The sequence below is a fragment of the Sutcliffiella sp. NPDC057660 genome, assembly GCF_042800035.1.
In the GTDB taxonomy this organism is placed as follows: Bacteria; Bacillota; Bacilli; order Bacillales; family Bacillaceae_I; genus Sutcliffiella_A.
The window spans coordinates 208,616-233,434 of sequence record NZ_JBHVHV010000008.1; the positions used below are offsets into that span (position 1 = coordinate 208,616).

At 39.8% G+C, this 24,819-nt stretch carries 21 protein-coding genes, 1 other RNA gene and 2 pseudogenes; 18 read left to right on the forward strand and 6 right to left on the reverse strand.

Translation table 11 applies throughout. From position 1 onward, the window contains the following. Positions 1-547: 547 nt before the first annotated feature. The 5 genes from ACFVAD_RS11280 to ssrS all read left to right on the forward strand — a co-directional run bounded on the left by ACFVAD_RS11280 (position 548) and on the right by ssrS (position 4,246). A complete protein-coding gene (locus ACFVAD_RS11280; protein ID WP_386639604.1) occupies positions 548-1,684 on the forward strand; it encodes a sensor histidine kinase in 1,137 nt (378 codons plus the stop codon). Then, the gene (locus tag ACFVAD_RS11285) at positions 1,681-2,280 is read left to right on the forward strand and encodes a response regulator (RefSeq protein ID WP_386639607.1); all 600 of its coding nucleotides are present in this window, start codon (positions 1,681-1,683) and stop codon (positions 2,278-2,280) included. The genes ACFVAD_RS11280 and ACFVAD_RS11285 overlap by 4 nt, the downstream gene beginning before the upstream one ends. 114 nt (positions 2,281-2,394) lie before the next feature. After that, complete coding sequence (locus ACFVAD_RS11290) at positions 2,395-3,639, forward strand: DEAD/DEAH box helicase (protein WP_386639609.1); 1,245 nt, start codon at positions 2,395-2,397, stop codon at positions 3,637-3,639. Between the two features lie 19 nt (positions 3,640-3,658). Next, positions 3,659-3,952: a DUF6509 family protein gene (locus ACFVAD_RS11295; RefSeq protein ID WP_386639612.1), complete on the forward strand. Its 294-nt coding sequence runs from the start codon at positions 3,659-3,661 to the stop codon at positions 3,950-3,952. A gap of 106 nt (positions 3,953-4,058) precedes the next feature. After that, positions 4,059-4,246, forward strand: a non-coding RNA gene (gene ssrS / locus ACFVAD_RS11300) — 6S RNA. A gap of 65 nt (positions 4,247-4,311) precedes the next feature. Here ssrS and ACFVAD_RS11305 read toward each other — a convergent pair. Beyond that, positions 4,312-5,724 carry an amidase gene (locus ACFVAD_RS11305; protein ID WP_386639614.1) on the reverse strand — a complete coding sequence of 471 codons (1,413 nt, stop codon included), beginning with the start codon at positions 5,722-5,724 and terminating at the stop codon, positions 4,312-4,314. Between the two features lie 160 nt (positions 5,725-5,884). Between ACFVAD_RS11305 and ACFVAD_RS11310 the strand changes: the two genes are divergently transcribed. Both ACFVAD_RS11310 and ACFVAD_RS11315 read left to right on the forward strand, forming a co-directional pair. Then, complete coding sequence (locus ACFVAD_RS11310; protein WP_386639616.1) at positions 5,885-6,154, forward strand: DUF1292 domain-containing protein; 270 nt, start codon at positions 5,885-5,887, stop codon at positions 6,152-6,154. Positions 6,155-6,299: 145 nt separating this feature from the next. Then, a complete protein-coding gene (locus tag ACFVAD_RS11315; protein WP_386639618.1) occupies positions 6,300-7,694 on the forward strand; it encodes an L-cystine transporter in 1,395 nt (464 codons plus the stop codon). Positions 7,695-7,947: 253 nt separating this feature from the next. Here ACFVAD_RS11315 and ACFVAD_RS11320 read toward each other — a convergent pair whose 3' ends face one another. Then, complete coding sequence (locus tag ACFVAD_RS11320; protein WP_386639621.1) at positions 7,948-9,297, reverse strand: glucoamylase family protein; 1,350 nt, start codon at positions 9,295-9,297, stop codon at positions 7,948-7,950. 266 nt (positions 9,298-9,563) lie between these two features. On the opposite strand from ACFVAD_RS11320, the gene ACFVAD_RS11325 reads away from it, so the two are divergent. The 3 genes from ACFVAD_RS11325 to ACFVAD_RS11335 all read left to right on the forward strand — a co-directional run bounded on the left by ACFVAD_RS11325 (position 9,564) and on the right by ACFVAD_RS11335 (position 12,855). Further along, positions 9,564-10,610 carry an ATP synthase beta subunit C-terminal domain-containing protein gene (locus ACFVAD_RS11325; RefSeq protein WP_386639625.1) on the forward strand — a complete coding sequence of 349 codons (1,047 nt, stop codon included), beginning with the start codon at positions 9,564-9,566 and terminating at the stop codon, positions 10,608-10,610. Between the two features lie 153 nt (positions 10,611-10,763). Then, entirely contained in the window at positions 10,764-11,447 is a 684-nt protein-coding gene (locus tag ACFVAD_RS11330; protein WP_386639628.1) for a response regulator transcription factor, read from the forward strand. Beyond that, a complete protein-coding gene (locus ACFVAD_RS11335; RefSeq protein WP_386639632.1) occupies positions 11,434-12,855 on the forward strand; it encodes an ATP-binding protein in 1,422 nt (473 codons plus the stop codon). Before ACFVAD_RS11330 ends, ACFVAD_RS11335 begins: the two co-directional genes overlap by 14 nt. Before the next feature lie 170 nt (positions 12,856-13,025). On the opposite strand, the gene ACFVAD_RS11340 is transcribed toward ACFVAD_RS11335, so the two are convergent. After that, on the reverse strand, positions 13,026-15,992 hold the full coding sequence (locus ACFVAD_RS11340) for a Tn3 family transposase (RefSeq protein ID WP_386639634.1): 2,967 nt from the start codon (positions 15,990-15,992) through the stop codon (positions 13,026-13,028). A gap of 151 nt (positions 15,993-16,143) precedes the next feature. Between ACFVAD_RS11340 and ACFVAD_RS11345 the strand changes: the two genes are divergently transcribed. Beyond that, complete coding sequence (locus ACFVAD_RS11345) at positions 16,144-16,719, forward strand: recombinase family protein (RefSeq protein WP_001169292.1); 576 nt, start codon at positions 16,144-16,146, stop codon at positions 16,717-16,719. A gap of 254 nt (positions 16,720-16,973) precedes the next feature. Here the strand turns inward: ACFVAD_RS11345 and ACFVAD_RS11350 are convergent, their stop codons facing one another. After that, positions 16,974-17,426 (reverse strand): hypothetical protein, encoded by a 453-nt coding sequence (locus ACFVAD_RS11350; protein ID WP_144521919.1) that lies wholly within the window; start codon positions 17,424-17,426, stop codon positions 16,974-16,976. Between the two features lie 364 nt (positions 17,427-17,790). Between ACFVAD_RS11350 and ACFVAD_RS11355 the strand changes: the two genes are divergently transcribed. From ACFVAD_RS11355 to ACFVAD_RS11380, 6 genes are all read left to right on the forward strand, one after another. Next, positions 17,791-18,093 carry an N-acetylmuramoyl-L-alanine amidase family protein gene (locus ACFVAD_RS11355; RefSeq protein ID WP_386639642.1) on the forward strand — a complete coding sequence of 101 codons (303 nt, stop codon included), beginning with the start codon at positions 17,791-17,793 and terminating at the stop codon, positions 18,091-18,093. Further along, positions 18,047-19,060, forward strand: a complete 1,014-nt coding sequence (locus tag ACFVAD_RS11360) for a spore germination protein (RefSeq protein WP_386639644.1) — start codon at positions 18,047-18,049, stop codon at positions 19,058-19,060. Before ACFVAD_RS11355 ends, ACFVAD_RS11360 begins: the two co-directional genes overlap by 47 nt. After that, entirely contained in the window at positions 19,057-20,220 is a 1,164-nt protein-coding gene (locus ACFVAD_RS11365) for a Ger(x)C family spore germination protein (protein WP_386639646.1), read from the forward strand. Before ACFVAD_RS11360 ends, ACFVAD_RS11365 begins: the two co-directional genes overlap by 4 nt. 432 nt (positions 20,221-20,652) lie before the next feature. Then, positions 20,653-21,168 (forward strand): hypothetical protein, encoded by a 516-nt coding sequence (locus ACFVAD_RS11370; protein ID WP_235252822.1) that lies wholly within the window; start codon positions 20,653-20,655, stop codon positions 21,166-21,168. A gap of 106 nt (positions 21,169-21,274) precedes the next feature. Next, on the forward strand, positions 21,275-21,562 hold the full coding sequence (locus tag ACFVAD_RS11375; protein WP_386639649.1) for a hypothetical protein: 288 nt from the start codon (positions 21,275-21,277) through the stop codon (positions 21,560-21,562). 15 nt (positions 21,563-21,577) lie between these two features. Next, positions 21,578-21,715: a hypothetical protein gene (locus ACFVAD_RS11380; RefSeq protein WP_386639652.1), complete on the forward strand. Its 138-nt coding sequence runs from the start codon at positions 21,578-21,580 to the stop codon at positions 21,713-21,715. A 792-nt stretch (positions 21,716-22,507) separates the two neighbouring features. Here ACFVAD_RS11380 and ACFVAD_RS11385 read toward each other — a convergent pair. After that, positions 22,508-22,676 (reverse strand): annotated as a pseudogene (locus tag ACFVAD_RS11385) (DUF1657 domain-containing protein). Between the two features lie 207 nt (positions 22,677-22,883). Between ACFVAD_RS11385 and ACFVAD_RS11390 the strand changes: the two are divergent. Next, the gene (locus tag ACFVAD_RS11390) at positions 22,884-23,342 is read left to right on the forward strand and encodes a hypothetical protein (protein WP_236566279.1); all 459 of its coding nucleotides are present in this window, start codon (positions 22,884-22,886) and stop codon (positions 23,340-23,342) included. Between the two features lie 908 nt (positions 23,343-24,250). Here ACFVAD_RS11390 and ACFVAD_RS11395 read toward each other — a convergent pair. Further along, positions 24,251-24,646, reverse strand: a pseudogene (locus ACFVAD_RS11395) (Tn3 family transposase); the annotation flags it as partial. Between the last annotated feature and the right edge of the window lie 173 nt (positions 24,647-24,819).

Here is a 24,819-nt window from a genome sequence, read left to right on the forward strand (position 1 = left end):
TTCTGAACCCCATTATCCGATTTAGTTGGATGATATCGTTGGATAAATCTCTTGAATACCACCTTTTGATAATCTATACATTTCAACAGTAGCACAGAGATGCTTCGGGGATTAATATTCACGGTATCCCTCTTTAGTAAGCATCTTTATTACCTCACGTGTTTTTTAATTATAATTTAAAAATACACGTGGTTATCGGTCCGCAAAAAGTTTAGAAAACTCAGTATGATTGGAGTGGAAGGCACGGAGACTCCTGCGGGAGGAAGGGACAAGGGAGACCCCGCAGACGCGCAGCGTCGAGGAGGCTCCCGGACCGCCTAAGGATAAGCGCAGTGCCTGGAACGGAAATCAACGGGCTTAATTATACAGGTACACAAAAAACTGTAGACAACCTCGAATTACCTCAAGTTTGTCTACAGCCTAGAATGTACTTGAAAAAAGTACATTTTTTTGTCCCACATAACTCTGGTTTTACATTACTTTCCTATTTAATATGGTAAAATAGCAGAAAGACAAAACTTTCATACAGAATAAAGAGGTTTATATTATGCAAAAAAGGTACTTGATTTTTCAAAAAGGATCTGGAATCAACCCGTATATATGGAGTGTTTTCAGTATCCTGCCATTTTATTTCATCTTTCAATCCTCCTCAACAATGGAGGTTATTATCGGAATCGTTCTGACTATCTTATTTTTTGTATCTTACCGTTTTGCATTTTTATCAAAAAAATGGCCTGTCTATCTATGGACTTGTATATTGATTGCCATTTCCATTACCATGACCATCGTTTTTCATTTTATTTATTTCGCTTTTTACATCGCTTACTATAATGGAAAAATAAAAAATCGAATAGCATTTATCACGCTTTATATTATTCATCTCGTTGCAACAACCGTTGCAATCAATATTAACCTGGCATTAAGGGATGATCTATTCCTGACTCAATTGCCGTTTATCGTAATTATATGGATCAGCGTTATCCTTTTACCCTTCAACCTCTTCAACAAAGGAAAGCAAGACAGATTGGAAGCACAACTGGACGTTGCAAACAAGCGTATTTCCGAGCTGGTCAAGCAAGAGGAGAGACAGAGGATTGCCAGGGACCTCCACGATACTCTAGGGCAAAAGCTTTCACTCATTGGCCTTAAAAGTGATTTGGCGCGGAAGCTTATTAATAAAAATCCCGAGCAGGCAAAAAATGAGCTGAAGGATGTACAGCAGACCGCTAGAACCGCTTTGAATGAAGTAAGGAATATGGTCTCCCAGATGCGCGGAATTCGACTGAAGGAAGAAATGGTACGGGTAAGACAAATCTTGGATGCAGCAGAAATTGCATGCACGATTGATCATGATCTTCCGTTGAAAAACAGTTCGCTGTTTCTCGAAAATATATTAAGCATGTGTCTAAAAGAGTCCGTAACAAATGTGGTGAAACACAGTAAGGCAACAGAATGTCATATTCAGATAGAGCAAAAAGGTAAGGAGCTGCGTCTCACTATCACAGATAATGGGATCGGCATGAAAGAGGAACAGGATTTATTAAAAGGCAGCGGAATATCGGGTATGAAGGAACGACTTGAGTTTGTGAACGGAACGCTAGAGATAGAAGCGGAAGAAGGAACTACCGTTCTCATCAAAGTACCGAATGTGGTGATGCAGAGAGATAAGGGGGAGTATGTATGATTCGTATAGTAATAGCCGAGGATCAGAGAATGATGCTGGGTGCTTTAGGTTCATTGCTGGATTTGGAAGATGATATGGAAGTGGTGGGCATGGCAGGTAACGGCGAGGAGGCCATTGCCCTCTACAATCAATACAAACCCGATATTTGCATGATGGATATAGAAATGCCTTTGAAAACGGGGTTGGATGCAGCAGAAGAATTAAAGGGGACGAATTGCAAAGTCATCATTTTAACAACGTTTGCCCGCACCGGCTATTTCCAGCGAGCATTAAAAGCCGGCGTGAAAGGGTATTTGTTGAAAGATAGCCCCAGTGAAGAGCTTGCCAGCTCCATTCGCAGCATCATGGATGGAAAACGGGTCTATGCTCCTGAGCTGATGGATGATGTTTATGGAGAGGAAAATCCATTGACTGAAAGGGAAAAAGCGGTTCTTGAGCTAGTTGCAGATGGAAAGAATACGCAGGAAATAGCTGAAGAGCTCAGCATCAAAAGCGGCACGGTAAGAAATTATATTTCTACCATTCTCGATAAGCTCGAAGTGAAAAACAGAATTGAGGCCATTACCCAATCCAAGGAAAAGGGATGGTTCAAATAATATCATTATGAAGAAACGGACTCCATCGGGACCGTTTTTTATTTTTTGTTAATCTTGGTTATGTTATAGTTAGGAAGCAAAATAGCAACTTAATAGAAGAGAGACGTGATCTACATGCCTGACTTTTTACAATTGGGAATTAAAAAAGAACTGAACCATACATTGAAATCCTTAGGACTTGTCACACCAACACCCATACAGGAAAAAACGATTCCAGCCGTATTGGACGGAAAAGATATTATTGCACAAGCGCAGACAGGTACAGGAAAGACTTTGGCGTTTGTGCTGCCGATCCTCGAGAAGATCGATGTTAACAATCCCGATACACAAGCTCTAATCCTAACACCTACCCGTGAGCTTGCTCATCAGATAACGAAAGAAATAAAGAAGATGATGGAAAACATTGATGGAGTAAATGTACTCGCGATTTTTGGGGGACAGGACGTCCAGCATCAGCTGAAGAAGCTGAAAGGTGCGCAGCATATCATTGTGGCGACACCAGGAAGACTTTTAGATCATGTGAGACGTGGGACGATTGATCTTTCGACTTTGAAGATGCTTGTCATAGATGAGGCAGATCAGATGTTATTGATGGGATTTTTGCCTGATGTGGATACTATTATCCACGAAACTTTCCCATCACGGCAGACCCTTTTATTCTCCGCGACCATCCCTAAGGAAATTCATGCACTTGCCAGTAAGTATATGAAAAGTCCTGAGCACATTGAAATCAAAGAAAAACAGGTTACCGTCCATAAGATCAAGCAGTACGCTGTTGAAACCACCGATCGACGCAAAGAAGGTACTTTGCTTCACCTGATACAGGAACACCAGCCCTATTTGGCAATCATTTTCTGCCGGACAAAAGCAAGGGTGGAAAAATTAAATGCGACCCTTAAGGAAAAAGGTTTTTTGACGGATGAACTGCACGGGGATATCCCTCAGTCCAAACGCCAGCGTGCGATGAGGAACTTCCGCGATGCCAAGCTTCAGTACCTTGTTGCAACGGATGTGGCGGCAAGAGGGCTCGATGTGGAAGGTGTTACACACGTCTATAACTATGATGTCCCAGAAGATGTTGAGACGTATATACATAGAACCGGGAGAACAGGCAGAGCAAGCGGTGATGGCTCGGCTTATACATTATTTGCACCAAGGGACGTTGATAATCTACAGTTGATTGAAAAGGGAATCAAGCAGACCTTGGAGAGAGTCGTCATCAAAGGAATCAGCATTCCCGATCGCGACGATTATGAGAAGGAAAGAGAAATGAACATCAAAAAAGCGGGAAAATCAGCTCAGAAGAAAAAAGAATTTACCGCTAGCCAAAAACAAGAATTCAATAGAAGAAAACGATAGTAGAGAAAGGATGTCAGATATGAACATTACCGGACATGAAGCAGAAAAACTGAAAGACCCGACAGGAATATTGACTGGAGACCGCTATGAATTCCTCATAGACATCGAAATTCCCGAAGATGACGAGATGCATATGGAGAATGGTGTCTTTATCAAAGCGATTGTAGCAGTAGATGACAACGGAACAAGAATTGTCCAGTATCATCTCTACGAGGATTCAACCAACACCTTGCTTGACTTTGAATTGGAAGAAGAAGAGCTGGCATTGATGAAGGAGTATTGCATAAAGGAGCTCGAGCATGGTGTCTTTTAAGCAAAAGGACAACACTGGCAAGAGGGTCGCAATAGACGGATAATTTCAATGATTTCAACTAATAGTTGATAGTTGCATTTCAATCTATTCTACTGTACTATAGTAAAACAAGCTGCGATGCACGTAACCATAACAAAGTTTTAACCTTTATACTTAACTAGGGAGTTTTATATAAAAGCAGGAATGTCAAGCCTCCGAGATAGAGGACGACAAGAATGTTTTTGCGAACACCCACTTTCAGGAGTGGTGGTTTAAAACTTTCTTATACTAAGTTACGGCAGTTGTGGCTTGTACTTCCATACTAATTTAAACCTAAAACTACCCAGCATCCGATTCGGACGCTGGGTTTTCTTTTGCTTTTAAGACGTTTTCGTAAAGGCAGGCATTCTACCAGCCCATGGACGTGCCTCCTCAAGCTGACCTGCAAGACGGAACAGCGTGGCCTCGTCGCCGTATGGGGCGAAAAATTGAACACCGATTGGTAGATTGTTATCATTCCAATAGAGAGGCACATTCATCGCCGGTATCCCAGTCGCATTGGCAAGAGGCGTATAAGGAACCCATCCATTCGCTAGCCTTGAATACTCCTCAAGATTCCCCTTGTATACCAATTCCCCTATTTTTACAGGTGGTTTAGATAGGGTCGGTGTAAGTAGCAAATCATAGTCTGTGAAGAATCGTGCCATTGTACCTGCCAATTGCTGCATATAGGACATGGCAGTCAGGGTTTCCACCCCGGTATACTTTGCTCCAGCCTGACCTATTTCCCAAGTCAGCCGTTCAAAGTGCTCCGCGCTTGCCACTTTTCCGACAAGTGCAGGGAGAGAAGCGATTCCCAGCGTTACCATCTGATACCATAAAACGGTAAAGGCATTCGTAAATGCTTCCACATTGACTGCCGGGCTTGCTTCTTCCACATGATGTCCTAATTCCGTACACAATTTGGCTGCATCCACTACCGCATCCCTGCAATCGGGATCAATCGGCTTCCCATCGAATGTGGTTGATAGAAAACCTATTCTCAGCCTACCAGGAGTGGTCGTAACTTCTTTGATAAAGGACTGAATAGGTGAGGGTGCAACATATGGATCTCCAAATCCTGGCCCATGTGTAGCATCGAGTAATGCGGCACTATCACGAACACTCCTGGAAACACAATGACTGACACCCAATCCGAGAGTATCGGGGTTTCTTGGGTTTCGTCCTCTACTGATTTTCATCCCGAATATACCACAGCAGGAAGCCGGTATTCGGATTGAACCACCGCCATCCGAGGCATGGGCCATTGGGACAATTCCAGCTGCCACAGCAGCAGCAGATCCACCACTTGAACCTCCAGCGGTAAAGCTAAGATTCCAAGGGTTTCGAGTTGGTCCGTAAAGCTCCGGTTCGGTAATTGGTTGAATGCCAAGCTCACAAGTGTTCGTTTTTCCAATTGTAATCAATCCGGACCTGCGTATCCGTGAAGATAATACGGAATCTGTAGGACATAAGAAATCCTTTAAAAGTCTCGAACCAGCTGTATAAGGTGCTCCTGCAAAAAACTCCAAGTCTTTCATTAGATAAGGGACACCTGCAAAGGGTGAAGACAGATCATCCGATGTAGCCAAGCTCCTTGCTTCATCAAACATCTCGATTATTACGGCATTGATGAGGGGATTGACCTGCTTACTCCTGTCAATAGCCGATTCCACCAATTCACTTGGTTTTACTTCTTTCCTTTTTACTAGTTCACTAAGACCGACTGCATCCATCTCCACATATTCTTCCATATGTACACCTCATTTATGTAGTATGACTATTAATAGATTAGCACATTATGGTAAGATAGGAAGGTCCATTTTCTACGATACGGAGGTATATTAATTTTCGTAAAAGGGAAGATAGGATAATAGTGAATGTCATCGATAGGAATGGAAGGGAGATATAAGGATGGATAAAGTGGAAGTAGGAGATATTTTCATCGTTCAGGATGAAAATGACCAGGATCAGGAACTAGAAGTACTAGGAACAATGGATGTGGAGGGCTCCACGTACGTAGCTGTAGCGTTTGTCGAAGAAGTCGAGAAGCAGACCACTGGTGACGTAGATATCTTTTTCTTGAAAGTGGAAGAGGATGGAGAACTTTCCGAAATAGAGTCCGACGAAGAATTTGATAAAGTCTCCTCTGCATTCGAGGGAGTAGTAGAAGAGCAAGAATAAGAAGCAGGAAAGTAGAACAAGTACCCTACAAGGTGCCTGTCCTACTTTCTTTTTTTATTGTCTGAGGCATGTTCATCCAATAAGCCCATAAGATGTAGAGAAGCCTCAACGCTTCAGTAATGAAGATAAAGGGAGGAAAGACAGCATGGATAATTTTTTACTCGTCCTTAATATTTTTCTTTTACTCTTACTGTGTTTTGGGCTGTACAAGATGCAAAAGAATGGAGTCTCCTTTGCCAAGCGCGTGTTTGCAGGCTTAGGCATCGGGATTGTTTTCGGTCTGGGATTGCAATACGCATATGGAGCTGATTCGGAGGTGCTCGCCGGTTCCATCGACTGGTTCAATATCGTCGGTTCAGGCTATGTGAAGTTTCTTCAAATGATTGTCATGCCGCTTGTATTCATTAGCATCATCGCTGCGTTTACACGCCTGACGCTAAAAAGCAATATAGGAAAAGTGAGTGCTCTTATCATCGGTATATTGCTCGGTACGACAGCGATTGCCGCTGCAGTCGGTATCGGTACGACCGTCTTATTTGATCTAGAAGCAATTGAGATAGAGCAAGGTGATGCAGAAACAGCAAGGGGGGAGCAATTGGAATCACGTGCTGGTGACCTTGCTTCCAAAACCTTCCCACAGCAGATGCTGGATTTATTGCCTGCGAATGTCTTCCTTGATTTTACAGGGGCACGCTCCACTTCTACAATCGCTGTCGTCATATTTGCAGCATTCATAGGTATCGCATATCTTGGGGTTCGCAGGAAGAATGCCGAACAGGCCGATTCTTTTGCCAAACTGGTGGATACCTTCTATACGATTATTATGCGTGTGGTAACATTGATCCTTCGTCTGACACCTTATGGAATTCTGGCCATCATGACCCGTGTGACCGCCACCAGTGATTACGGTGCCATAGCAAAGCTGGGAGAGTTTGTAGCAGCTTCCTATGTCGCGCTACTTATTGTCTTTGGAATTCACCTGCTGCTCTTGATGTTTGCCGGATTGAATCCTTTAACATATGTAAAGAAGGCATTTCCGGTTCTATCCTTCGCTTTCACATCCAGAACAAGCGCCGGGACGTTACCGTTAAATATCAAAGCGCAAACGAAGGAGCTGGGAGTATCAGATGGGGTGGCAAACTTTGCCGGTTCATTCGGTTTATCCATTGGTCAGAATGGTTGTGCAGGAGTTTATCCTGCGATGTTGGCAGTGATGATTGCACCAACTGTCGGAATCAATCCACTTGATCCATCTTTCTTGTTCATGTTGATTTTAGTCGTTGCCATTAGTTCCTTCGGTGTGGCGGGAGTAGGAGGAGGGGCAACATTCGCTGCCATTCTTGTACTATCTGCGATGGATCTGCCGATAGCATTGGCAGGCTTGCTGATTTCCGTTGAACCGCTGATTGATATGGGACGTACTGCACTGAATGTTAGTGGAAGTATGACAGCAGGAGTGCTGACCGGAAAGGCAACCGGAAACTTGGATACCACTGTTTACAATCGTCCACCATCCACTGATTTTGAAGCGGATGCTTGATAAAGATTGAAGGGAAGCGGCAGAGAGATCTGCCGTTTTTTTTTAGCAATCATCACACTCGAACTTTCGTTCAAAACAAATGAACAGAAGTGCAAATGCGAATGAAAATACGTTCGCACGCAATGAAAATAATTTCTCGGCTCACCTATTATCATTACAAGTATTTTTTCATTGGCTCTGAACAAAGTTTCAAAGCAATAAGAAAAAGCCTCGGAAAGTGCCAAGGCTTTTAATAATGCTGTTTAATAGCACATCATTGTATATTAAAGTTTTCTTTCTCCAACAAATGCTCCGGCTTCTTCCCAATCGGATCCTGATGGAAGTATTCACGAATGACTCCATCACGTAAATAGTTGGCGATAGAGACTAAGATCATCCCCTGATCCAAGGAAAGATAGGAGTGTGCCACTTCCCCGGATGTAAGGTTGACTGTATCATAGAATCCATAATCCTCGCCATTTGCATCAAGTTCTTTTAACGCTTGGATATTTGCAAGAGCTTCATCCGGTGCATGCTCAAGCGCAAGGAAGGTTGCGTGTGGAGTGACTGTCGCCTTGTCCTCATACCCTTCTGTACCGAGTGCAGGAACACCAAACTCCCCATAATTATTACGGATGCCTGCGGGCGAGAAGCCCCATGCTCTATACTCGTTCTTTTCTGCAAAACGAATCTGCCCCTCAACGTGATGCTTGTTGTTTAATCCCAATGCTTTCGTACCCAGCTCATTTTCCTTTAACACGAGACTAGGCATAAGCGCTTCAAACATGCTGCCGCCCCAGCTTGGAACATATTTAATTCCTTCATACTCATAATAGCCCTGGAAGAGTTCAATCCCGTCATACGTTTCCATCGTTCCGTTAGGCCGTTGCTGCTGCCAGTCGAATTCCGGAGGGAAAGCACGGTACAGCTTCCACCAGTGCTCTTTTGGCACATCACCTTTTCCGATTGCCAAATAGCTGGCAACTCGGGGTTCCGTATAGAGCAAACCGTAATGGTGTGAAGTCACGCTTTTCTTTTCTACGTCATAACCTCCATAGAGATGACCAACTTGCGGGTCGTAGAGGTGGGAATAGTCCATGGCCGCAACTAACGGGTCTGTCATTCCTTTCAAGTCTTCAAAATATTGGCCGGTGACGATAAGTCCTGCAGTAAGCCACCCATTATCGACACTCGAGATGAACTGTCCCCAATCCTTTTTCAGCGAGCCGTCCTTCGTATTATACCAGTTATAATAGAGTCCATTCCATTTTTCCATTTTCTCCAAAGTGTGAAGGGTGGTTTCGACTTTCTCCTCGGCTTCCTTTTTTGAAATCAAGTCAAGCTCAACTGCTGAAACCATTCCCATCAAATACATCGAAATATTGGTTGGGGAGGTATGCTCCGCTTTAACCTCCTTCGTTTCAAAATCAACCCGGTCCATCGTCAGTCCCGTGGCTGGATCAGTATAATCCTCAAAAAATCGAAACGTTTTTTCTGCAGTGACCAGTAATTCCTGATCAAGTTCCCCGTCTGCTTTCTTTCCTGTATCCATGTAATTTAATACAAAGAAAACAATAGCAGCAAGAATAACTACAGATATTGCTGAAATTACATATTTTTTCATACAACTATCTCCTTTCCTTATAAAATGGAATAAAATACCCTCCGAAGTGAAACGTTTCAATTTCGCGGTATGAAAGGGCATTCATTTCTGTAAATATAACCTTTTTAGCAAATCCTAGCAATACTTTAGAATCAATTATTCAGAATGTATCATGCAACACTGCACACACTCCTTTAGCGTAATATTTTTTTCTCTTAAAAGTAATTTAATGATTGCTTTACAACGGAAAATATATTACTGTTGAAAGTAAGGAAGGGGTGTAAAATTTGGATAATATAAGATTAAATGTTTCCTTGCTAAGAAGGCGTGTCCCAAATTTAACGAGTGCTGCCAAATCCGTCGGTTTACGCCCGGCGACAGTATCAAATCTTTGCACAGGTAAAATTCCGGTAGGAAGGGCGGAGGTCCGTACCTTGGTTGCTCTTGCTGATTTGGCAGGCTGCAGTTTGGATGATTTGATTATCAGAGGGGAGAAGGTAGAAATGATCGAAACGAAAATTAAAGTGGTAGATTTATTTGCGCCATTAACAAAAGGCGGCACTAATGGATTGGTGGCTCGTCCCGGGATGGGGCAACTTGTATTGCTTGCTGAATTATTCTATCGTTTAAAGATGGATGGTTTTACAACCATGCTGCTGAATCCGGAAGGAAATCATCCAGAAGTCAACGACATCAGCAACGAGATAGATGTTATTACAAACTCCATTGAAGAAAGCTATGAAAAAGCGCTGGCACTAGGAAATTCAAAAGAAATTGCTTTTGCAGCAGACAGAAGTCACGTCCTTTCCGGCAAGATTCAGGAACTACAGGAGAAGCTTGACAATGTAGGCATCCATTCTGTTACCACCTTTTTGGTTGACTTAAGTGGAGAAGTGGTGGATGAGGATCTTCCATTCGGTCCACTTGAAACACTCTGGCAGTTTGATGCAGACCTGGCAGCAAGACACAAATTCCCGGCAATAAATCCCGTCTACTCCACATCCTCTGTCCTCGAAGGAGCACATTTGGATCTGCAGCATCTAAGCATCCAACAGCGTGCACAAAAGTTATTACGCCGCTACAGGGAATTACGGTCTTTGGTAAATGTCAGGGGCACCGACCGACTACCAGAATCCGAGCTACTAACTTTCCAAAGGGGAGAAAGACTGGAAGCTTATCTGACGCAGCCCTTTTATGTAGCGGAGCAGTTCTCCGGGAAAAAAGGGGAATCCGTCAGTCTGCAGGATACCCTTAGTGATGTCAGAAAAATTCTGGACGGCTCTTTAGATACAGTGCAGGTTGATTCTCTAATTTATATTGGTTCATTAAGATAGTATATAATGCTATGGACTTCGGTATTGGCACCGGGGTCTTTTTTTTATTTTGACATCTTCCCGACATATTCTTGGGCTACTATGGCTGGATGGTACTTGTGATTTTCATGCTTATTCATGTTTAGGTATAATAGGTTCAAAGGAGTGGAACGGATGGAGAAGGTTTTAGTTGTGGAGGATGAGGTGCCAATCAATCAAGTGCTTAAGGTATATTTGCAAAAAGAAGGTTATCAAGTGGTGCAAGCCTTTGATGGAAATGAAGCAATCCGTCTTTTTCAACAGGAACTCCCGGCTTTGGTGCTACTGGATATCATGCTTCCGGAAACAAATGGATGGAAGATCCTTGAGGAGATTCGAATGATAGGAAGCTGTCCTGTTATCATGCTGACGGCACTCGATGAGATCACATACCGCCTAAACGGATTAAAAGGTGGAGCAGATGATTACATAACGAAACCATTTATTGCAGATGAAGTGGTTGCCAGGGTACAGGCTGTTCTTAGAAGGTCTGGCAATAAAACAAAACCTGATGGTGTCAAGCGATTCGGACAATTGACGGTAAACTGGAAGTCTCATTCTGTTTCTCTTTATGGAGTAACAATTCCTTTATCTCCAAGGGACTTGGCCTTATTTCTATTCCTCTCGCAGCATCCAAATCAAACCTTTACAAGAGAACAACTACTAGATCGGGTATGGGGAATGGATTATGACGGCAGTGATAGAGCTGTAGATCTTGCTGTAAAAAGAATACGTAAAGCTCTCGGGGAATGGTCCATCCATGAAGGGGAGATAAAGACACTGCGGGGACTGGGGTATCAATTCTGTGTTAAAGATTAGAGATAAAAGGCCATCACTTTTACGATATTGGACAACAAGATATTTTATCACTCTGATGATCGGATTGATCGTCATCGCTTTCCTTTCAGTGCTGTGGATCAAACATTCCGCTTTGGAAAACCGATTGAATATGACCATTTTTATGGCAGAGGAAATTGCGAGCCGAGTTTCGAATTATGAACAAGGGAGATTTATTCCGAGGGATAATACTCCCATGTTCAAAGATCCTGAGCATAGGACAAATGGAGTCATTTATATCGTTGATAAAGACGGAACTATTCTTTCTGCCAATCGATCCATAAGACAATCTTTTAAAGGAACTTTGCCGCAGAATCTTTTGAATAATGAGGAGCAGGTTCAAAAGATTGCGGACGGAAATAAGATTCAGGAATATCTAGTTAAGGCACCAATAGAAATTAACAGGGAGATTGTAGGATGGGTCGTAATCATCCAACCAGAAAACGAGCTGGTAGAAGTCAAACAAGAATATAGCCTATTATTCATTATGCTAGGCAGTTTGGCAATATTGGGATGGGCAGCGATCTACTTTTTATCAAGAAAGCTTTCCTCACCGATTAAAGAAGTGGCTATAGCAGCAAAACAGGTACAGGAGGGGAACTATACCTTTCAATTACCTGAAAACCTGCACGAAGAAGAGACATATGAACTTGTCGAATCCTTTAGAGAGATGGCAGACCGGTTACAGCAACTCGAATCCTTGCGAACAGAGCTTTTGGCTGGTGTGACACATGAGTTGAAGACACCTGTTACATCTATAAGTGGTCTTTTGCAGGCAGTTAGAGATGACGTTGTGACTGGAATAGATGCAAAAGAATTTATAGCAATCTCTTTGAAGGAAACGTTCAGAATGCAAAAAATGATTGCAGATCTGCTGGATTTCAATTCTTTCTCCGTTAACCAGCTGTCCATCATCAATGAGCACCATTTTATCAATCGGGTAGTGGCGGAAACTGCCTATCAATGGAAGCACTCACAACAGGATAACTTTGTTGAGCTGAAAATTTGTCTTCTTGAAGAGGATGAGCAGATAGAAACGGATGCCATGCGCTTAAAACAGGTGCTGTTCAACCTTCTGAACAACGCCAAACAAGCGATTGTGAAGGAAGGAATGGTTACACTTAGCATGAAAAAAGAATTCGATCACCTCTCGATCACTATTCAAGATACTGGCTGTGGTATTCCAATTGAGGAACAGAGTCTTATTTTCGAGAGATTTTACCGAGGAGATAACAAGAAGTTTAAATTAAGAGGGTTGGGAATTGGGCTCCCCTTCAGTAAAATGATTGCACATGCCCTTGGAGGAGAGCTAATATTAGTAGAATCCTCAACCAAAGGATCGACTTTTAAAGTTTCTCTTCCATTAATCGGAAATAATGAAAACCCATAATGAAATGATGTTGTTAACATTGTTCCATTGTGGGTTTTTTATTTCCATTTGCCCACCGACATTCACCTGACACATTCACCCGTTATTCTTGTTCTTGGGGTAGCGTCAGGAAAATGCGGATTTACAACGCTAAGCCCATTTTCAAGACGATTCCCCCAGTTTTAACAACGTTAAGAAAGTTTCAATGGTCTTAAAGAATCTAACGAGACCATTTTCTCCGAATTAAAATGGTATTCTCCAAGTAAATTAATATGTTCCCAACCTAGAGGTGACATATGGTGCAATAATTCTTCATTAAAACTACCTGACCGTTTTTGATATTCAACTGCCTTTGTTAGATGTAAAGTATTCCAGATACTGATGGCATTGATAATTATGTTTAAGGCACTGGCCCTTTGCAATTGATGCTGTATGGTTCGTTCCCTAAGCTCGCCTTGTTTTCCGAAGAAAATAGCTCTTGCCAGTCCATTCATGGCTTCTCCTTTATTCAATCCTTTTTGTATTTTTCTTCTTAATGATTCATCCGAAATATAATTCAAAATAAAGATCGTTTTTTCTATTCGGCCCATCTCACGTAAGGCTGTAGCCAAGCTGTTTTGTCTTGAATAAGAACCTAATTTCCCCATAATAAGGGATGCTGAAACTGTTCCTTCCCTTATAGAATGAGCTAATCGCAAAACATCCTCATAATTCTCTTTAATGACCTTTTTATTTATTTGTCCACGTAAAATGACTTCTAATTTTGGATACTCACTTGCCTTATCTATTGTAAATAATTTCGAGTCTGATAAATCTCGTATTCTTGGAGCAAATTTAAATCCTAATAAATGGGTCAGTCCGAATATTTGGTCTGTGTAACCAGCCGTGTCTGTATAATGCTCTACTATATTTAGATCCGTCTCATGGTGTAACAAACCATCCAAAACATGAATCGCATCCCTTGAATTAGTATGAATAATCTTTGTGTAATAAGAAGAAAATTGATCACTTGTAAAACGATAGATGGTGGCTCCTTTTCCAGTTCCATAATGTGGGTTTGCATCTGCATGTAGCGATGAAACGCCTATCTGCATTCTCATACCATCGGACGAGGATGTTGTACCGTCTCCCCAATAGGAGGACAATTGCAATTTGTGATGAAAATTTACTAATACGGCTTGGGCTTTATTCATTGCATCTTCATACATGCGCCATTGTGATACATTGGCCAATTGCTTATATGTAAGTCCGGGTGTTGCTTCAGCCATTTTGCTTAAACCAATATTCATTCCCATTCCTAAAAGAGCAGCCATAATAATAATTGTTTCTTCTTTATCCGGTTTTCGATTATTGGAAGCATGAATAAATTGCTCATGAAATCCTGTTATATAAGCAATATCCATCAGTAAATCGGTTAATTTTATTCTTGGTAGCATCTGATACAGGCTTGCACTAAATTTTTTTGCTTCTTCTGGAACATCTTTTTCTAAGCGTGCAATTGACAGCTTTCCTTTTTCAAGAGAAACCCCGTCTAACTTGTTGGAATTGGTAGCTAACCACTTTAACCTTTTGTTAAGGCTGCTGGTTCTCTCCGTCATATAATCCTCGAATGATAAACTAACTGATAATCTTGTATTCTCCTTCGTTTGATTCCATGTATCTTCTGAAAACAAATATTCTTCAAAGTCTCTATATTGTCTGCTGCCAACAATGGAAACATCTCCTGCCCTAACATGCTCCCGAAGTTCTGTTAAAACAGCCATTTCATAGTAATGACGATTGATTGTTGTACCATCATCCTCGTATAAATGCTTTTTCCAACGTTTTGAAATAAAATCCACAGGTGAGTCATCAGGCACTTTTCGCTTTCCGGATTCGTTCATTCCACGGATAATCTCAACAGCTTGTAAAAGTGGCTCATTTGCTTTTGTAGAATGAAATTCCAATACCCTTAATAGCGTTGGCGTATATTTTCTAAGTGAATAAAATCGTTTTTGCAGTAAGTCTAAATAATCATAGTCGGCAGGGCGTGCAAGCTCCTGAGCTTCTTCGACCGAAGAGACAAAAGAATTCCATTCGATAACGGATTCTAAAACCTCAAAAACGTCTAATTTTTCCTTTTTTGCTTTGATTAAAGCTTGTCCGATGTTCGTAAAGTGTATAACTTTCTCATTCAGCTTTTTACCGTTTTGTTTCTGAATTTCCTCTTGAGCCTTACGGCCTTTTGATAACAGACTAAGTATTTGTCTATCATGAATTTCAAAAGCTTTATCCGTTAACTCTTGAGTAAGATGTAATAAATAGACGGTTAATATCGAATATCGCTTATTTTCTTGAAAGTCACGGAATGCATATGGCTCATATCTTGAGCCTAAGCGAGATAGTTGTAACAGGCGATTGCGATGCAAATGACTAATTTGTACCGTTTCTAATTCCATTCCTCGTATGTATTCGAGTCGTTCTATTACTTTTAGAAATGTTTCGGGTGAAGGATGACCCGGTGGTTCCTTTAACCAACCCAATATCGTTTTATTGGATTCGGATGGATGCTGCGAAGTAATGATCTCTTCAAGCTTTCCTTTTTGTTCATTTGTAAGAGATTGACTAACAGTATTAAACAGTTTCTTTTCAGCCATTGCCCTTGCCTCCCACACCATTCTTTCAAGTGTAGTAATAGCAGGCAGTATGATTTTGTTTTTTCTTAGAAAATCTATACATTCATGTAGTAGATGTATGGCATCGCCATTTTCAAAAGCTAATTGATGAAGATGCTTAAATGCTATTCGATATTCTCTTAGAGTAAAAGTTACAAAGTCGTATTCACTTCGAAGTTCTTTCAAATGATCCCAAAGTGTATTTTCTCTTTGAGGATAAAGACTAATCGAAGATGGAGTGGCACCGATTTGTTTCGATATATAATGTATGACTGATTCCGGGATGCTTTTGATATGAGTGTATGGCCAACCGGGATACCGAAGAACAGCTAATTGAACAGCAAACCCTAAACGGTTTTCTTCTCTCCTTCGCTTATTAACTATTTCTAAATCCCGTTTGGAAAAAGTGAAGTAGGTCCCCAATATCCATTCATCTTCAGGGATTTGCATAAAATCCTGCCTCTGTTCCAGTGTAAGCAATTCTCTACCTCTCGCAATTTTCATTCAGTATCATCCCATTTCCATAATTATTCAGTTAATTAATTAGTTCAATTATATATCAATAGAGTGTACTCTATTGATACAAGTATAGTAGACTGATAAAATCATAGTTAAGAGTGTCTCATAAGACTTGTCTCAAAAACGAGGTGAAATTTTGCAGAAAATCGGTTATGTACGCGTCAGTTCGACTAGCCAAAATCCTTCAAGGCAATTTCGGCAATTGAACGAAATTGGAATGGATATTATTTATGAAGAAAAAATTTCAGGAGCCACAAAAGATCGTGAACAACTTCAAAAAATGTTAGAGGATTTACAGGAAGGTGACATTATTTATGTTACAGATTTAACTCGGATCACTCGAAGTACGCAAGATTTATTTGAATTGATTGATTTAATACGAAATAAAAAGGCAAGCTTAAAATCACTTAAGGATACATGGCTAGATTTATCAGAAGATAATCCATATAGCCAATTCTTAATTACGGTAATGGCTGGTGTTAACCAATTAGAGCGAGACCTTATTCGTATGCGTCAGCGTGAAGGAATTGAGCTCGCAAAGAAAGAAGGGAAGTTTAAAGGACGGTTAAAGAAATATCATAAAAATCACGCAGGAATGAATTATGCAGTAAAGCTATATAAAGAAGGAAATATGACTGTAAATCAAATTTGTGAAATTACAAATGTATCTAGAGCTTCTTTATATAGAAAGCTATCGGAAGGAAAAAAATAAGCATTCATTACTTATATTAAAAATTTCCGGGGATTGTGAAACAACGTACCTAACCAAGCAGGCTATTTCTATAAGGAAGTATCAATATTTGTTTATCTAACTAGGCACGATCATCAAAGGGTTCCGAGTACATTTTAACGGAGATATACGCTAAACTCAGATTTAAAGCAAGGCTGTATTTTTCGAGAACACTTTATAAAAAACAACCTTAGTCAATCACAAAGGAAGGTTGTTTTTATAAAGTCATGGTCTAATTAAAACAATTGCTGTCCCAAGAGCATACTTGAGACTGAAAAGGCACCAGCAGGTGGTAAAACATTAGTATATATGGGAGGTCCCAAACGGGTTGTAAAGGTTGTAGCAATCCAATTTCCGTATTCACCAGCCAGCAAAGAGGGAGGTTTCATTATAAACCGTCCACTTAAAATGAAATGCCGAATGCTTATAGCGGTCTCATCAAATATTGTCAAGTTGCCAAAAAAGGAGGCATATGGTGAATCGAAACTTATTTGTTTAGCGCTTTCGTCCCAATACCCATTAATCGGAATAGGTATACCACGAAAATTAACTGTACCTACTACTTTGTTGTCTACAATGGAATCAATGGTAAGTATACCTCTAATAATGGATCTCCCCGCAATAGAAGCATCAATCCCCCATACGGATGGAAAGGGGATACTAACTTTGGCTGTCTTTGGAATTTTCAAAATTAACCTCTCCTTGATTATTTTATGTATGGATTGAGTTGTATTTAATCATAATCCTGTAGTAATGATACAGTATATGCACAGAGAATCACTTAGGTGTTTTGTTAAGAAAGAAGCATCAATAATCAATCAGCCTACTGTCTAGATGAACAAGAGTTTGCCTGACCCACGAAAAATATGGAACATTAATTGCTGCTGCTCATACATATGGTCTCGCATTTGGAAAATTTCTTAGCTTTAAAATAAATCATCTGATTCAATGAAATGTAATGCCTATCATCACCTATTTTTATATGTATCTCAGACGAATTCCTATACCTCCGTTACTCTTCGATCATATTTTATTTGTACGAGGTGGTGTAAAATGTTTAAATTATATTTAGATCCTGGTCACGGGAGAATGGACCCAGGAGCTATTGGCAATGGGATGCAGGAAAAAGAAATTACCTTAAATATTTCCCATAGCATCCGAAATCTCTTGGAAAACCATTATGAAGGCCTGCAAATTAAAATGAGTAGAACAGCAGATATTACGCGCAGCTTGCAAGAACGTACAGATGATGCGAATGCTTTCGGTACGGGGGCCAAAGGATGGATTTGTGGAAGAAGTGGGAGTCAATGTGGCGTTAATTCGGAAACGAATCAAATCAACCAGCATGGTTTATGAAACGAAAAAAGTAGGCGTTCGCACGAAAACAACCGTTGCAATTCTTTACATGCGTGACATTGTTGATCCTAAGATTGTTCAAGATGTAAAGAATAAATTAGATGATCTTCACATTGACGGAGCGTTTAGCGCCACTCAGCTAGAAGAATTAATGGAACCGACAAAAGCATTGTTTCCTTTGATGGGGTATACAGGCAGAGCAGACTTTACCGTGAACTGTATGCTCAATGGGCGTGTAGCGTTGATTGTGGATGGTACACCGGCTGCGTTGATTGCGCCTGCCAATTTATTTTTGCTTGTGAAAGCACCCGAAGATATCCACTTTACTGCTTTGGCAGCTACATTTGGTCAAACGCTTCGTTTACTTGGCTTGTCCGTATCGCTACTGCTTCCTGCATTTTTTGTTGCCATTCTTTCCTATCATCAAGATCAGCTGCCCTATTATCTACTTGCCACTTTGGGGATTAACCGGTTGGGAATCCCTTTTGATGTGGCAGTTGAAATGTTTATTGCACTTCTCTTCTTAGAAATCCTGCGGGAAGCTGGTATCCGATTGCCTTCTGCGGTCGGCTCCACGGTAACGGTTGTAGGAGGACTTATCCTGGGGGATGCGGCCATTCGTGCTGGATTCTTATCCCCAGGTATCGTTGTCATCGGAGCAATTACACAAATCTTTGGTTCAACTTTATCGAGCCTATCATTGGCTGGAACGATTAGTACCTTACGCTTTTTTCTTTTCATTCTGTCTGCCACGCTTGGCATTTATGGCTTCTTTCTTGGATTATTTATTGTGCTCAGCCATTTAGCCTCATTGCGTTCATGCGGCTTGCCTTACTTGGCCCCAATATCACCTCCATTTAAAGACTTGGCCAACGCTTTGTTTCGATTACCTTGGCCATGGCGAAACACTCGACCGGACATGTTGAAGACACGAGATTCTACAAGGCAAGGGGACAGGCATAAATGAGGAGATATAAAAGTATGATTGCACTTTTCCTTCTTCTCACCCTTACCGGTTGCTGGAGCAGATATGAAGTGCAAAACATGAACTATGCTACGGCTGTTGGAATAGACTATGTCGATGGCCAATACACCTTGTATGTGCAATTGCTTGATTTCTCGACAGTGGCCAAGCTGGAGGGACAGCAAAAAGCGGAGCAGCCCCCGGTTTGGGTGGGCAAAGGCGAAGGTTCCTCGTTTACGGAGGCGGCAAATAATTTGTACAGTACATCACAACAACGCTTAAACTTGGGACAAATCTCTGCCATTTTGTTCAGCGAGAGATTGATGAAGGAAAACAAAGTCGGAGAAGTGCTGGAATTGATCAACCGTTATCGTGAAATAAGGTACTTGGCCTGGCTGTTTAGCACAAGAGAGCCTCCTGAAGAAATCTTGCTGGCAACCCCATTTTTTAGATTATCGCCAAATGCATCCATTCTTCACAATCCCGAGCAAAATTTCAGACAGCGTTCTATCCTTGCTCCGGTCCGCCTGCAACAATTTGTACTGGACTCAAACGAAAAGGCCAGAACCAGTTATATACCGGAATTATCGCTTCGCAAAGGTCAATGGCAGGAAAGTAATAAACCAAAAGAGCTGCTTAGATATTCTGGCATACATGTATATGATCTACACAATTATTATGGACGAATGGATCTTAAGGATTTGTCGGGAATGCCCTGGCTAAGTACTCACACGATCCGAGTACCTCTTGATTTGTTTGCCGAAGAAAAGCTTGCGGCTGTTCTTGTCGCAGAAAAACCCAAATATGAAGTGACTCCTATTGTGAAATTGAACAAGGCGTATTTCGATATTTCAGTAAAAGTGAAGGCAGGGATCAATGAATTGCATACGGACCTTACCGAAAAGGAACTCACACAAATGGCTCAGGAAAAAATAGAGGAGCAAATCCGCAAAACGTATCAAACTGCTTTTAAAGAGGGTATAGATATTTACAATTTGGGCGAATCTTTGTATCGCAAACATCCACATCAATGGAAGAGCATTGCCACAGGAAAACAGCAACTCGTTTTAAACCAAGATTCCCTGCGCCATGTAAAGGTTGAGGTGAATATTGTTTACCCTGGAAGATATAAATTACATGAACATGGTGAATCCACCTCGTGATTCTGGCAAGTGAAATTATTAACTCACCTTGCTTCTTCTGCTTAGCGTTGGGGAAGCAAGGTTTTTGTTTCCCAAAAAATAGTTTAACGTTGTAAATCCGCATTTTCCTGACGGAACCCCTTCAGGTTTTTATCAAGTTCCTCAGCTTACCTGCTCTTTATCTGTTTGTTAAGAACGTTTTAAAATGTCTTTATACTTTTAACACCGGCCTTGTTTGCAAAGGAAAATTATACTTGCAGAATGCAACATATTTATCCGTTTGGAAAGAAAACAAAATTTATTTTGTTAAATGAGACAAATGCCTAGTCTAGGGACATAAGTGAAACATACCATAGAATTGTAAATTGGTTTTAAAAGGTATTTAACCTCATTTTACACGCGATATTGCTTCTTTTTTTAGAAGTGAAAAAATTTAAAAAGGGTGATAAAAAAATGGAAGCCCAAACGGAAAACTATAAATATTTATTGGGATGGTGTACCGACATTTATGTTCATTGGGAAAGTGTGAAACCGAAGTTCTCAAAACTCTTTGACTTAAGAACTTTAGAGGAATGGGAAGAGACATGGCGTAATTTAATGAGTAAATTACAAAAAAATTTAACAGTAGACTCTGAGGACTTTGAGACAGCTACAAGTCTGTATGAACAGTGGGAGGTGCTATACAAAGAAGCACATCCAAATCTAGAGGGTAATGAATCCGATGAGAGAGAAAATTCGGATCAGGATTTGAAAAGTGAAACATTAATGGCAATAAAGCCTTTTGTTGATTATGGTCTAAAAGAAGTTGCTCTTACTTCCTATGAACATGCGCTAACTGAAATTGCCGCAATGGCCTACCTTCTGGGAAAAGGCTTTGATCAACAAACAGCTTATAAAACCGTTGAATCTTGGGAAGTAAATGAAATGTTCGAAACCGAATATGGAAGATTCAAAATGAATAAATATTAAAATAATTTATTAGACTTTCTTTCTTTTTTTAACACTCTGATGTATAGATAGAAATTAAACTTTAAACTCTTGTATTTATGATTATTACGAAACGAGGAATCAACTTTTGCAAACTGCACAGAAACTCATGGTTAGTATACCTTTTCCATCAAAATGGGGTATTTCGGCTTCTATAGCCGGTCGACCCATTATTTGGGGAGTACTCATCATTAGTTCTATTACAGGTAATAATAAAGTATCTGGTACAATTAATTTTCGTGGTACACCTATTCAAATTAATGGGTATTGGGAAGAAAACACCAAACAAATAAGTTTTGATTCACCATATGCCTCATTTTTTGGTAACTTAACTATATTTGATGATCCCTCGATTAGAATTCGTCATTTCGTTTAAAGTGGACGGTTTATTATGAAACCTCCCTCTTTGCTTGCAGGTGAGTACGGAACTTGGATTGCTACAACTGATACAACACTCACTGAACCTCCTATATATCAGAACGGCGTTCCTCCTGCCGGAGTCTTTTTAACATCAGATATCCTGTACTAAATCACTACCCTCCCGTTACACTATGGTAAGATATCTTTATATATATCACATATATTAGGCGCACTAGTCCGTTAATCCACTTGAATAAATTATTTTTGTGTCACCCCGAATAATACTCTCTTTTTAGATTATGGTAATGGTTTCACATCAACCGGTTTTTAAATAGTATTTAGGAATGGATTCATTTTGACAAACGATTGTCCCCTTATCCATAAAGCCGATTATTTCTCGTAAGTTGAGGAAAAATCGGCTTTATTCATGACGAATTATGCTTAGCGTATGTTTTAAGCGCTTTTTGTTAGTGGGATCCCTTATATATAAAATAGCCTTATAATCAAAACGGTTGCTATATTTCATTGCTAAAAACTTTTATTGATTCCAAATTCTCTTTAAATCTAATGGAACGAATACCTTATTCCCATGTATCTCCCTATGTATGATAGGATTTGAAAAGCATTGATCTAAACTTAACCCTTCTTTTTTATGCCTAGCTCTTATAAAGTCTTCGGGTAATCGCATAACACTTGCTCCTTTTATATTTTTTATAAAACAACTCTTGGTAAGAAAGCTTAGTTTTTATTCGCTCTCTGTAATATACCAAGAATGTTGCGACATAAAGCTTAGAATTGTAATTTTTACGAACGTGTGCTTCAGTTATTTTTTTTTATGAGACTGGGCTTGTTTGTTTTGTTGTCTTACTTGTTGTTCATTATTTTTGCTTGTAAACTCATTTCCTTATTGATTTTGTGCTCCTTGCGTACTGCCTTGGGAAGCTTGGCTTCCATCTTGGGCTTATTGCGGTTCTTCTTGTTCGATTTGTTGAACGCGTGGTTCAACGCTGTGTAGAACGGATTGAGTTTGTAGCCTCTTGGTAAAGCTGCTTAGCTTGTTGATTGCAAATGTTTCGAAGCTAGCCTGCAAATCCTGGTAGAGCTGTCTTTACGTCATTTTTTACTGTTATAAATAACGCCGCCTTTAATTTTTACTTTATTAGAATGATGTATAAGAATATTTTTTATAACTTCCAATTTTATCCTGCTTTTAAATGACCAAAAACCCACAGTTATGTAATTATATTTGATAAATGGCACCATTTTTTTGATAGAAGCCTCTTTTCCTCTGTACTACATTTTTTATCTTCAATTCCTGACACCTAGGCCGCTACTGTTTGGTGATTAAGGACCTTAATTTTATTGATGTTAAGTTAAAATGTTCGTATAAAAAAGTGGAAGGAGAAGATAATATTGAAAGTAAACAACCAATAGAGAGGACGATAAAAATGAATCTAAAGTGGTTAAGGCTATTAACAGCAGTTTTTCTATCTGCCATCATGTTATTGGGGTGTAATAATGTAGAAGAGGATAAGGATCCACCACCACCTGAAGTGGATGTAGATCCTGACACAGAAGAACCCATTGAAGATCCTGAAGATGCAAATGACCCAGATAATATAGATGAAAATGATGTGGACCCAGATACAGAAGAGCCAATTGAAGATCCTAAAGATGTAAATGACCCAGATAATATAGATGAAAATAAAGATGATGAAGCTGATTTAGTCCCTGATGCAGAAGAACCCATTGAAGATCCTAAAGATGTAAACGATCCAGATAATATAGATGAATAAATATTAACAGCAATAAGGCACACCGTTTGTTTTCAAACGGTGTGCCTTATTGCTCCAAATTTAACTGTTATGATAAAGCTCAATTGTTGTTTTTTTAACCAATAGTACAAAAATACATTTAAACATTTCAACTCTACTAGTTTTCCTTTATAAGCATGGAACATATCAACTATTTTTAAAACATTTTATTAATTTCCCAAGATTCAACCGTTAAATAAACGGTCTATGCCAATTAAATAGGTTATTGCAGCACTTCCTTCAGCTCAGGGTATTGCGAAAACTGGCTGGAATATTGAGGATGATAATAAGACATGTAATTATGATATTGTATAATTTTTATAACTCCCCTTTCTTAAATTGAATATATTTAGTTTTATCTTATTTTCCTAATTATCCTAGGACTAGACATTTGCCTACATACCCTAATTTGAAAAAACAAATAAAGAAATAAGTAATAGCAAAAGTTAATCATCTTTCCTTTCTTTAATAGCAACGTAAACGAAACTCCTTTTTTATTTTCCATTTATTTCATCGTTAAAATCCCTGTGACTAAACAAGCTAATAACAAAACTATTTAGAGGTGTCTCATTAGAAAAATACCAAGGGCCTTATTGGTTACCGTTTCCTTACTTATTCTTTTATCCATAGGGTTACTATTTTTAGTACAAAATACAAGAAACACAGAGAATCACGAAAATGAAACTGTAGCTGTCAAAAACAGATTTAATACCCCTATAACCAGAGTCCAAAATGTTGAAAGCGAAAAAAATGTTCTTCAAATAAACAGCATTGCCATGGATGAAACCATAAAGGGGTACTGACGACTAAACGCAGATATAATACGCTAAGGAATTTTTTAGAAGGTAAAAGCCTGATTTTTCTACGTTAAGCAGAAAAACCAGGCTTTTTTATATCCTAAGTGGACGCAGGGCATGTATCGAGTTCAAAATCTCAGGTATAAATGAATATTCTCCTAGAAAGTTTATGTGTTCCCATCCCAATGGTGATATGTGAGGAAGCAATTCCTCTTGATATTATCCTATATTTTTAAAATGTTCAATTGCTTGTGATAAATACACGGTATTCCAAATGCTGATGGCATTAATAATTAGATTTAATGAGCTGGCACGCTGTAAATGATCTTGTAATGCTCTTTCTCTAAGTTCTCCCTGTTTTCCGAAGAAAATAGCTCGTGCCAAGGCATTCATGGATTCTCCCTTATTTAATCCACGTTGGATTCGCCGAAGTAATGAGTGACCGACAACTACTTGAGTATTGTTTATATTACCTTTTATCCGATTCATTAAAACATTAGCCTACATAGACGTTACAAAATTGTTTAGGTTTTCGTTGAAGTTACGTGTTTAACGTATTCAGGTTATATTTTATTTAGGGCTTATATGTATGCCTTCACTCTCTCGCCAATCTGCGTAGAGTATACGTTTAACATTATCATATCCATTGGTAGTTAATTGGT